General features: G+C 40.9%; 1 protein-coding gene. It reads right to left on the bottom strand.

What is annotated here, in order from left to right:
- Positions 1-1,246 (bottom strand): RNA-guided endonuclease InsQ/TnpB family protein (locus PG901_RS13565; RefSeq protein ID WP_271134698.1); only part of this gene is annotated, 1,246 nt, incomplete at its 3' end.
- Positions 1,247-1,365 lie beyond the last annotated feature (119 nt).

The raw sequence follows: 1,365 nt of genomic DNA, 5'->3' as shown, positions 1-1,365 counted from the left end.
CTCCCTCCGCAGACAAAACGGCATGTCCTGCCGCAAGAATATTTTTAGCTGCATTAATATCAGCGTTCGCAATATAACCGCATTGGACGCACTCAAACTTAGCTTGGGTTTGTCGATTTTCTTTGGCGATATGCTTGCATTCAAAGCAGGTTTGGCTGGTGTAGCGTGGGTTTACTTTAATGAGCACTCCGCCTGTCCAGTGCTGCTTGTACTCAAGGGTATCAACCATCATGCCCCAGCCTTGATCTAAGATGGATTTATTCAATCCTGACTTGGCTTTGACGTTACGCCCTTTGTTTTCTAACGTACCGCTTGAAGATTTCGACATATTGGCGACTTTTAAGTTTTCACAAGCAATCATGGCGTGGTTTTTGCTGATCGCGGTGGTGATTTTGTGCAAGTAGTCATGGCGAATATTGGCGATGTGATGGTGTAATTTTTGAATCTTACGGTTCTGCTTTTTCCAGTTTTGACTGAATAAGACTTTTCTACTTAATTGGCGCTGTAATGCGGCCAGTTTAATTTGATTGGCTTTAAAGCTGTTTTTGGGTTTGATGTGCTGACCTTCTGAGGTAGTAATCAGTTTAGTGATGCCCAAATCAATACCTATGGCGCTTTTAGAGGGGTGAATTGGGTTTTTATCCAGTTCTCGCTCCGTACCAAAAGACACGTACCAGTGCCCTGATTTCTTGCTAATAGTGATGTTTTTAATGGTGCCGATGATGTCTTGTGATTTTCTAAACTTCACCAAACCAATGCCATTAGGTATTTTGACGCGGTTGCCTTCAATACGGCAATATTTATCAAACTGAACCAAGCGCATGGAGTCGCGGCGGTCAATTTTACGTTTCCACTGCGGCATCAGGGGTCGTAATTGAAGCTCAGTGCCATCAAGCAACTTAAAGGATTTGGACTTTTTAGGTTTCTTCTTATTTTCTTTATATCGGGCATGGACTTTAGGGTCGAAAAATCTTGACCAAGCCGATGCCAAGTCACGAATCTTTTGCTGCAAGGACACCGCATTTGATTGAGATTTCAAAAAAGAAAAATCAGGATTGTTCTTTAGATCCATGATTTTATTAACCAAGTTGGTGGCATTAATAAATTCATTTTTAGCAAACATCTCAAATGAGATCGCTAGTATTTGATTCCAAACAAAGCGGGCAGAGCCGACAAGATTATTTAGAATAATCTCCTGCTCTGCATTAGGCTCAAGCCTAAACTTATACGCTTTGTTGATTTTCATGGAATAGTCTTGGCGAGTTTATTAATATAACAATACTTAATAAGCATATCAAATTCACGGTCAGGATGTGTAAATAAACAGTAACAATGAGGCGAAATTCACCTCCACCATAATGTCGG

The organism is Psychrobacter sp. ANT_H3, assembly GCF_027919975.1.
Taxonomy (GTDB): domain Bacteria; phylum Pseudomonadota; class Gammaproteobacteria; order Pseudomonadales; family Moraxellaceae; genus Psychrobacter; species Psychrobacter maritimus.
This window is presented reverse-complemented; position numbering and strand designations above follow the sequence as displayed.